Annotated in this window: 8 protein-coding genes; 4 read left to right on the forward strand and 4 right to left on the reverse strand. The window is 69.7% G+C overall.

Annotated features, from left to right (window positions below):
* Positions 1–36: 36 nt before the first annotated feature.
* Positions 37–870, reverse strand: coding sequence for a GNAT family N-acetyltransferase (locus tag ACTWLT_RS18045; RefSeq protein WP_445319392.1), 834 nt, complete (start codon positions 868–870; stop codon positions 37–39).
* A 51-nt stretch (positions 871–921) separates the two neighbouring features.
* Positions 922–2,301, reverse strand: a complete 1,380-nt coding sequence (gene zwf / locus ACTWLT_RS18050) for a glucose-6-phosphate dehydrogenase (RefSeq protein ID WP_445319393.1) — start codon at positions 2,299–2,301, stop codon at positions 922–924.
* Between the two features lie 190 nt (positions 2,302–2,491).
* On the opposite strand from zwf, the gene ACTWLT_RS18055 reads away from it, so the two are divergent.
* Positions 2,492–4,123, forward strand: coding sequence for a beta-N-acetylhexosaminidase (locus ACTWLT_RS18055; RefSeq protein ID WP_445319394.1), 1,632 nt, complete (start codon positions 2,492–2,494; stop codon positions 4,121–4,123).
* Between the two features lie 54 nt (positions 4,124–4,177).
* Here ACTWLT_RS18055 and ACTWLT_RS18060 read toward each other — a convergent pair whose 3' ends face one another.
* A complete protein-coding gene (locus ACTWLT_RS18060) occupies positions 4,178–4,642 on the reverse strand; it encodes a hypothetical protein (protein WP_445319395.1) in 465 nt (154 codons plus the stop codon).
* 146 nt (positions 4,643–4,788) lie between these two features.
* Between ACTWLT_RS18060 and ACTWLT_RS18065 the strand changes: the two genes are divergently transcribed.
* Positions 4,789–5,583, forward strand: coding sequence for an alpha/beta fold hydrolase (locus ACTWLT_RS18065; RefSeq protein ID WP_445319396.1), 795 nt, complete (start codon positions 4,789–4,791; stop codon positions 5,581–5,583).
* Here ACTWLT_RS18065 and ACTWLT_RS18070 read toward each other — a convergent pair.
* Positions 5,537–6,193, reverse strand: coding sequence for a DNA alkylation repair protein (locus ACTWLT_RS18070; protein ID WP_445319407.1), 657 nt, complete (start codon positions 6,191–6,193; stop codon positions 5,537–5,539). The genes ACTWLT_RS18065 and ACTWLT_RS18070 overlap by 47 nt on opposite strands.
* 155 nt (positions 6,194–6,348) lie before the next feature.
* Here ACTWLT_RS18070 and ACTWLT_RS18075 point away from each other — a divergent pair, with 155 nt between their 5' ends.
* Positions 6,349–6,822 (forward strand): SUKH-4 family immunity protein, encoded by a 474-nt coding sequence (locus ACTWLT_RS18075; protein ID WP_445319397.1) that lies wholly within the window; start codon positions 6,349–6,351, stop codon positions 6,820–6,822.
* Positions 6,823–7,028: 206 nt separating this feature from the next.
* Positions 7,029–8,945: a hypothetical protein gene (locus ACTWLT_RS18080; RefSeq protein WP_445319398.1), complete on the forward strand. Its 1,917-nt coding sequence runs from the start codon at positions 7,029–7,031 to the stop codon at positions 8,943–8,945.
* Positions 8,946–8,984: the final 39 nt, after the last annotated feature.

The following is an 8,984-nucleotide window of genomic DNA, read 5'->3' on the forward strand; positions in this document are numbered from 1 at the left end:
CGATGCCCGGCCCTGTCGCGGTCGGGGCCCTTCGTCCTAGCTGGCCGGGTCCGCCCGCCAGACCCAGTTCTGCCGCTCGTACAGCGGGGTGAGGCCCAGCCGGAGCAGGTTGTTCAGCGACGGGTTGGACGTGCCGGGCTGGGGCCGGCCCGTCTCGGCGGTGACCCACCGGCAGCCGGCCGCCGTCGCGGCAGCCGCCCGGGCCGCCAACAGCGCCGACTGCGCCCCCCGACCCCGGTGCGTCGGCAGGGTCGCGCCGGTGTTGAGCGAGGCCACCGCACCATGGACGAACAGGTTGGCGGCGGCGACCATCTCGTCGCCGTCCCAGGCGGCGTACGGGTGGAAGCGCGGGTCGCGCACGGCGGCCGCGATCATCGGGCCGAGGTGCTCCTCGGGCATACCGAAACAGCGCAGCACCACCGAGGCCCACTGGTCCACGAGATCGGCGGTGACCGGACCGACCCGCAGGTCGGTGCGGCCGGGTCGGAGTGCGTCGATCTCGGCGGCGAGCTTCACCCAGGTGCTGCCGGCGGTGATGTTCTCCCGCGCGCAGATCGCGTCCCAGTCCGCCGGCAACCGGTCCGGGGCGATCTGGATGACAGCGGCGGGGGTCCGCTCAGCGCGGTAGAAGTCGCAGACCTGGCCGATCAGCTCGCCGCCGACCGGCTCGTCGAAGCCGAACCCGAGTGCCTTGCTCCAGTAGTTGGTGGGGTCGTGCCGCATCGAGAGCACCACCCCGCCGCCCATCCGGGTGGCCGCCACGCCGAGCGCATCCCGCACGTCGGCCGGCGCTTCGGTCTCGTACCGGAACATGAACTCGGCCTCCGCCAGCTCGGCGAGTGCGCGCACGTCCTGATGCTCTGTCGACATTCGCGAAAGCCTGCCACAGCGCCCGGCCCGCTGGCGCCGTGAGCAGCGCCACTACCGCAGGTGAGGGGTGTGCCAGCCGCCGGCGAGGGTGTCGGCGTCCGCCGGACCCCAGGTGCCCTTGTCGTACGTCTGCACCGCGGCCGGCAGATCCAGGATCGGCTCGACGATGCGCCACTCCTGCTGGATCGTCTCCGCGCGGGCGAACCGCAGGTGCTGCCCGTCCATCGCGTCGTCGAGCAGCCGCTCGTACGCCTCCTGCCGCCGGCCCAGGGCCGCGCCGAAGTCCACGGACAGGTCCACCGGACGGCTGGCCACCTCGGCGCCCGGGCTCTTCGCCTGGATCGACATGGTGATGCCGTCGCCGCGACCCAGCCGGAACCGCAGCAGGTTCGCCGGCGCCTCGGCGCCGCCCTCGGCCCGGATGAGCGAGCGCTGCGGCTGCTTGAACTCGACCACGACCTCGGTCGCCGTGCCCGGCAGGGACTTGCCGGTCCGCAGGTAGAAGGGCACTCCGGCCCAGCGGGGGGAGTTGACCGTCAACCGGGTGGCGACGAACGTCTCCGTGTTCGAGTCCGGCCGCACGCCCGGCTCGTCCCGGTAGCCGGCGTACTGCCCCCGCACGGTGGACTCCGGCGACAGCGCCTCGATCTGCCGCAGCACCGCGGCCTCCGCCTCGCGGAACGCGTCGGTGTCGTCGGCGACCGGCGCCTCCATCGCGATCAGCGCGACGACCTGCAGGATGTGGTTCTGCAGCACGTCACGGGTGGCGCCCACCGTGTCGTAGAAACCCGCGCGTCCCTGGGTGCCGAAACCCTCGGCGAGGGTGACCTGGATGTTGTCGATGTGCTCGTTGTTCCACAGCGGCTCGAACAGCCGGTTGGCGAACCGGAAGGCGTACAGGCCCTCGACGGCTTCCTTACCGAGGTAGTGGTCGATGCGGAACACCCGCTCCGGGTCGAAGGCCGCGCGCAGCGTGCGGTCCAACTCGTGCGAGGACTCCAGGTCACGTCCGAACGGCTTCTCCACGATCACCCGGCCCCGGGCGGCCAGACCGACCGCCGCCAGGCCCTCGACGACGGAGCCGAACACCGCCGGTGGGATCGCCAGGTAGAAGATCGGACGCTCGGCGTCGCGCAGGCGCTCGGCCAGCCGCTGGTACGTGGTGGGGTCGGCGTAGTCGCCGGAGATCATCGAGAGGTTGCGCGCCAGCGCGTCGAAGCTGTCGTCGTCGATCTCGTCGGTCGCCTCGGCCACGGACTTGCGGGCGGTGGTCACCAGTTGCTGGTCATCCCAGGGGGAGCGGGCCACGCCGATCACCGGGACGTCGAGGCGGTTGCGCCTGGTCAACTCGTACAGCGCCGGAAAGAGCTTCTTCGAGACGAGGTCTCCCGTGACGCCGAACAGCACTACCGCGTCTGAGCGCACGTGCATGGCACTTCCATCCGATCGAATGGTCCTGATCTTCCAACCGGGCAACCTCCCGGACCACGCGGGAATTCCCGCCGGCCCACCACCCGGGTGAGGACGACGACAGGACCTCGGAGGGGATCGCCGGCAGCGCCTCAACGATAAGGAAGGTTTACAGTCCATCGGCGACCCGGGTAGCGTGCTGATCGGATCGATGACCACCGATCATGACGAAGCCCTGGAGGTATCCGTGCGTCGCCGACACACCCTGACGCGGCTGCTGGTCATAGCCGCCCTCGGACTGCCGTTCATCCTTCCGGGAGCCCCGGCCGCCGCCGCCCCGACCACCCCGGCCCGCGAGCTGGGCGACGTGGTGCCCGCACCCGTCGAAACCCGCCCCGACACCCGGGGCACCTTCACGATCAGCCCGCTGACCGTCATCCGCACCGCACCCGGCTCCGCCGCCGCCTGGCAGGTCGGGCGGCAACTCGCCCAGACCCTGCGCCCCGCAACCGGCTACCCGCTGCCCGTGCTGCCCGTGCACTCGACACCCCTGCCCGAGATCGCCCTGGTCATCGGGGGAGCCGACGCGCGCATCGGCCAGGAGGGCTACCAACTCGACGTCACCCGCCGCGGCGTGACGATCCGCGCCAACACCCCGGCCGGCCTGTTCGCCGGCACCCAGACGCTGCGCCAACTGCTGCCCGCGCGGATCGAAGCGCCCGACCGGCAGCGGGTCACCTGGACCGTGCCCGGCGGACGCATCGTGGACTACCCGCGCTTCGCCTACCGCGGGGCCATGCTCGACGTGGCCCGGCACTTCCACACCGTCGACGAGATCAACGCGTACGTGGACCTGCTCAGCCAGTACAAAATCAACTACCTGCACCTGCACCTGACCGACGACCAGGGCTGGCGGATCCAGATCGACTCCTGGCCCCGGCTCACCACCGTCGGCGGCGGACCCGGCACCGGAGTCGACGGCGTCGGCCCCGGCTTCCTCACCAAGGCCGACTACAAGGCCGTCGTCGCGTACGCCGCCGCACGCCACATCACCGTCGTTCCCGAGATCGACATGCCCGGACACACCAACGCCGCCCAGTCCACGTACCCCGAACTCAACTGCGACGGCGTCGCACCGGCCCCGCGTACCGACACGGCGGTCGGCTACAGCTCCCTGTGCATCGGCGACGAACTGACCTACCGGTTCGTCGAGGACGTCATCCGCGAACTCGCCGCCATCACCCCCGGGCCGTTCCTGCACATCGGCGGCGACGAGGCGCACGCCACCACCGACGAGGAATACCGCACCTTCATGCAGCGGGTCCTCCCCCTGGTCGCCAAGTACGGCAAGCGCGCCTCCGGCTGGAACGAGGTCGCCCAGGTCGACCCACCGACCGACGTCGTCGCCCAGTACTGGGGCACCGGCACGACCAACGCCGACCTCGCCGAGGCCGCCGCCCGCGGCAACAAAGTGATCATGTCCCCGGCGAACAAGTCCTACCTGGACATGAAGTACGACGCCAACACCCGCCTCGGCCTGCGCTGGGCCGGCTACATCGAGGTGTCCGACGCGTACGGCTGGGACCCGGCCACCCGCGTCACCGGCGTCGGCGAGAACGCGATCCTCGGCGTCGAGGCACCGCTGTGGTCCGAGACGCTGCGCAGCCTGGACGACATCGAGCACATGGCGTTCCCCCGCCTGCCCGCCATCGCCGAACTCGGCTGGTCCACGGCGGCCAGCCACAACTGGGAGTCGTTCCGGACGCGGCTGGGGGAGCAGGCACCCCGCTGGCGCCTCCAGGAGGTCGACTTCTACCCGTCCCCCCAGGTGCCATGGCTCTGACCAGATGAGCGACGTGGGTCCGGGCCACGAGCGTGGCCCGGACCCACGAGTCGGTCAGCGACCGCAGGCGGCGTCCAACGCCTTCAGGGTCGGGTCCAGATCCGGAGCCTCGACCTTCGTGGCCTGCGCACCCGTGAGCCGCTTCTCGATCGCGCCGGCAAGGTTCTCCACGGCGGCCCGCACCTGCGGGTCGAGGGCCCGCGGCGCCTCCGCGCGCAGGCCCTCGGCCAGCGCCGTGTAGTGGGCACGGACCTTCACGCCCTGCTCCTTGGCGCTGACCGGCTTGTCGATGGCCGCGATGGCGTCGTCCGCCATCCCGACGAAGTGCTCCTTGACCAGCGCCAGGGTGGTGTCGCAGACCTGCTTGCTGTTCGCGGCGACGTCGACCGTCGGGGTGGGCGCGGCGGTCGCCGACGGCGCGGCAGCGCCGTCGCTCTCCTTCTCCGCCGGCTGGCAGCCGGCGGCGAGACCGGCGACGGCGACCAGAGCCAGGACGGTACGAACAGGCGAGTACGCCATGGTGTTTTCCCCCGTGTGGTGAGCGGCCCCGCCGGTCAGGTCGACCGCCTCCCGGGCCGGAGCGCATCACTGTAGACAGCGTGAGCCACGCCGCGCACGCCACTTCCGGCGCCCGCCACCGGCCACGTGCTGGCTACGATCGCACGATGGATCTGGCGGTCGACGAATCGGCGGGAACCGCACCGGCGGTCGTCTGCCTCCCCATGTTCAGCACGACCCGCGCCGCCACGGCCTCCGCCTTCAGCCCAGCCCTCGCCGGCGCGGGCCGCCGTGAGGTGTACCTGGACCTGCCCGGCCACGGAGACTCCCCGGCGACCTGCCGGCCCGCATCCCAGGCGGTACTGGAGACCGTGTGCGCGTGGCTCGACCGCCACGTCGACGCGCCGGTCCTGCTGGCCGGCGCCTCCTACGGCGCCTACCTGGCCGCCGGGATCGCCCGCCAACGACCCGACCTCGTCAGCGGCCTGCTCCTCGTCTGCCCGGGCGTCACCATCGCCCCGACAAGCCGGACCCTGCCCACGCTCGACCCACCCGAAGCGCCCACGGGCTGGCTCGACGCCGCCCCCGCCGGACTGCGCGCCCACCTCGACGTGGCGCTCGGCCACCGCACCCCGGCCGTCGTCGCGACGGTGCTCGCGGCACTGGAGTCCGGCGGCCCCGGCGACGAGACGTTCCAGAACGACCTTCGCGCCAGCCCCGGGTACGCGCTTCCCGACGAGGACGACGACACCGTCTTCGACGGTCCGGTCAGCGTCGTCACCGGTCGACAGGACGGCATCGTCGGATACGCCGACCAGTTCCACGCCATGCGCCGCTATCCCCGAGGCACCTTCACCGTGATCGACGCCGCCGGGCACTACCTGCCGTTCGAACAACCCGCGCTGCTGCGCCCACTCACCCAGGACTGGCTGCGCCGTGCTGCCGGCGCACCATCTCGTTGATCCAGATCGGTGCGAACGGCGACGTGCAACCTGGGGGAGTGGGGTAGTCCCTGAGCACCCCCAGGCGTTCACCGATGTCGACCGCTCGCGCGCGGTACGCGGCGTGCTCGATCCCGATCTGAGCCAGACAGTGGTTCATCGCCCACTGCAGGCGGTCCGGGGCGTCCTTCATCTCCGCCTCGATGACATCGAGCAACCCCGGCAGATCCAGGCCCTCGGGCTTCTTCGCCACGCGGTCGGTGGTCAACGCCCAACCGGCACTGGCGACCACCGGATCCGCGTCGGCCGACCAGGCCAGGCGCAACTCCTCCGAGTGCGGGCTCTTCTTCACCACGTAGTTCACGAGCCAGTCGTGCACCTTCGGTGCCCGCGCCTGCCGCAGCATGGAGTCCAACTCGTCACGGGCGAACGCCTTCGGGCGGCAGATCAGGAGCGCCACCAGCCGGGCCGCCGTGTCGTCCGTCTGCCAGAGCTGGCACGCGAGGTCCTGCTGCGTCTTCAGCCGCTTCGCCAGCGCCCGCAGCTTGCCGAGGTTCACACCGTGATCGTCACCGTGTCTCTCGTTCACCGCGCGCGCCCTCGGGTCCTCGAGCTCGGCCAGCTCGGCCATCACCTCGACCACCCTCGTCTCGACCAGCGCCGTCTCGGTCACCTCGGCCCTCCCGTCCGTTCGTCGACATGCAGCCTACGAGGAAGTCGCGATTCGGCGCCTCGTTGGCCAGTAGGTCCCCGCACTGCTGACCCACGCTCGATAGATTGGCTGCCATGTCTGCACTGGAAAAGCTCGACGGGTGGGAGTCGCTCTCGCCGGAGTTGCGGGAGCAACTGGCCGCAGCCGACCTGCCGGAATCACTGCGACTCGACGAGTACGACCTGTTCCTGCTCGGCCCGGATCTGATCTTCCGCGATGGCATGCTGCGATTCGGCTACGGCACGGACGCGTGGGGCGGCGAATTCTGTCTTGATCCGGACACGGGTGCCGTGCGGGTCCTCGACGACAACCAGACACCGACGTTCGTGAACTCGTCGCTCGAGGCGTACGCCCGCTCGCTACGCCTGGTCGCCGGTCTTGTGCCCGCGATCGTCGGCGGCGACCCGGAGGGCTGGGAAAACGCCAAGAACGAGATGCAGCGGGTCATCGCGGAGTGGGATCCGGCGGCGATGATCTCGGACAACTACTGGGACGGCCTCTCGTGGGACATCGCCACCGGTAACTACGCCGACCAATCGGACCTCTAGCTCTTATCCGGAATGTCGGTCGGGGCCACCCACCGTAAATTGACCATCTAGCATCCCTAAAGCCCGTGTGACATTGACGGTCGGGCATGTCAGGACCCGCATATGACAAGCGGGTTAACAAACAAATCACTCGTGCCGCCGCGCGATCTTCAATGCGCGTTGGGGAGCTTTTTGTGTCACGGGTGCGAAGGGGGACAGCGGATCTGATGGGCAACGTCATCAAGGAACGTTCACGGATCGCGGTGCTGACGCGACTCGCGGCGGTCCTGCTCCTGATCTGGTCGGTGATCGGCATCGCGCCGACCGCCAGCCACGCGGGGCCACAGCTCGCCGCGCCGATCATCGATGCCCGGTGTCCTCCGATCACGCCGGAAGGCCTGGTCGGTTACGGGTGCCACAAACTGAGCGTGTACCTGCAGGAGGCGCGGCTGGATCTCCGGTACAACCGGCCGCCGAAGACCACCGACAAGCTGTACACGAACGTCCGGGGCAACTACGCCATCGCCCAGCTCCAGGACGGCAGGTACATCATCGGCTACAGCGACGGCGCGAAGCACGCCGAGATCCGGCTGATCGAACAGATGCAGGGCAAGGCTCCGCGCATCGAGTTCGACCCGCAGACCGGCAAGGTGTCATACCAGCCGGCAAAGGCCTCGCCGATTAAGGAGGGCTACTCCGAGATCGAGCCCTGCAAGAAGACCTGCAACCCGGCGCTGGAGAACGCCAAGGTCCGGGACAAGTTCACCTACAGCTACCGGTGGAACGCCGGTCCGGGGGAGGACCCCAAGGTCCTCCGCGACCAGACCAACAACCGCAACACCGGTGCGAAGCAGGTCGCGGTCCAGACCCTGCTGAACGAGACGAAGGCCTCCGGTCCCATCCTGCCCAAGACGCCGCAGGAACTGGCCAAGGGCAGCGCGGTCAGCAAGGCGGCCGGCAAGCAATTGGGCCCGATCCGTCCGGGTGGCATCGACTTCTCGTCGGTCCAACTCCGCTACGTCACCGACGGCGGCGGATCGGGCGGTGACACGTACTCATTCGAGACCGCGACCACCCCGGGCCAGGAGTCGAAGGACGGCACCAACCAGATCTACGACGCCGACGAGGCGCTCAACACCTGGATGGCCGTGGAACCGTCGCGGTTCTGGGTGAACCTCAACCCGAGTCAGCCGGACAAGGTGATCGACCAGTACCTCGGCCAGACCCAGGCCGGTCGCATCCTCCTCGAAGCCGACCTGGAGTTGAAGCGGGCCTGGACGCGGTTCCAGGACCCGAAGACGGCGGTCGGCCTGGAGTACTGGAACCGGATGACCGGCCTGAACGGGGCCTGCATCCGGCAGTGGATCGTGCCGAAGACGGCGACGATCCGCGAGGAGGGCAACCGCCTCTACATCCTCCAGGCGCCACTCGAGGTGAAGGCCGAGGCGTTCGACTTCACGATCCCCGGCGACCCTAACTTCAAGTGCCCGGCCAACCCCGAACCGTCCATGGCCGTCTACCGGGACCTGCTCCTGCCCGAGTTGAACAAGGCCGTGAACGCTGCGCCCGAGTTCAAGGACCTGCGCCGTGTCTACGTCAGCCGGGTGGCTGCCGAGTGGTACCGCGAACGGATGACGGCCGACGGCCGGGCAGCCGAGGCCGGCATCGACAGCAACGACGTCAGCACCCTGGAGCGGGAGGACGACTGGAAGCCGGCCGACGTCTTCAACCAGTACCTGAAGGAGATCTCCGGCACCACGTACGAACTCCCCAACGGCGTGAAGGTGACCACCGGCGGCGTCGACTTCACCCAGCCGGTGAAGAAGACCAAGCTGAGTGACACCACGTTCAAGGAGCAGCACGGGGCCCTGCCGACCACGGTCGACAAGTCGCTCACCGAGGTCACCAAGACCTCGGACGAGAAGCAGGCATACCTGGGTGGCTCCGACGAGATCCCCGACTTCGTCGGATTCAAGCGACCGACCCCGGCGCCGGGCGGCAACGCCGGCGGCGACGGTGGCGGCCTGCCGATCACCGGCGCGCCCGTCTACACCATCGTGGCGGCCGGCACCATGCTGATCCTGATCGGCATGGTGGCCCTGTGGCGCACCCGACGGGTGCGTTGGGTAGCCGCCAGGAAGTAGCAGTTGACGCGGTCCCGCGGCGAACAAGTGGGGGGGGGG

The organism is Micromonospora yongxingensis, from assembly GCF_052601155.1.

Coding starts and splice junctions, on each gene's coding strand:
- ACTWLT_RS18045 (WP_445319392.1), bottom strand. CDS start 870: ATGTCGACAGAGCATCAGGACGTGCGCGCACTCGCCGAGCTGGCGGAG.
- zwf (WP_445319393.1), bottom strand. CDS start 2,301: ATGCACGTGCGCTCAGACGCGGTAGTGCTGTTCGGCGTCACGGGAGAC.
- ACTWLT_RS18055 (WP_445319394.1), top strand. CDS start 2,492: ATGACCACCGATCATGACGAAGCCCTGGAGGTATCCGTGCGTCGCCGA.
- ACTWLT_RS18060 (WP_445319395.1), bottom strand. CDS start 4,642: ATGGCGTACTCGCCTGTTCGTACCGTCCTGGCTCTGGTCGCCGTCGCC.
- ACTWLT_RS18065 (WP_445319396.1), top strand. CDS start 4,789: ATGGATCTGGCGGTCGACGAATCGGCGGGAACCGCACCGGCGGTCGTC.
- ACTWLT_RS18070 (WP_445319407.1), bottom strand. CDS start 6,193: ATGGCCGAGCTGGCCGAGCTCGAGGACCCGAGGGCGCGCGCGGTGAAC.
- ACTWLT_RS18075 (WP_445319397.1), top strand. CDS start 6,349: ATGTCTGCACTGGAAAAGCTCGACGGGTGGGAGTCGCTCTCGCCGGAG.
- ACTWLT_RS18080 (WP_445319398.1), top strand. CDS start 7,029: ATGGGCAACGTCATCAAGGAACGTTCACGGATCGCGGTGCTGACGCGA.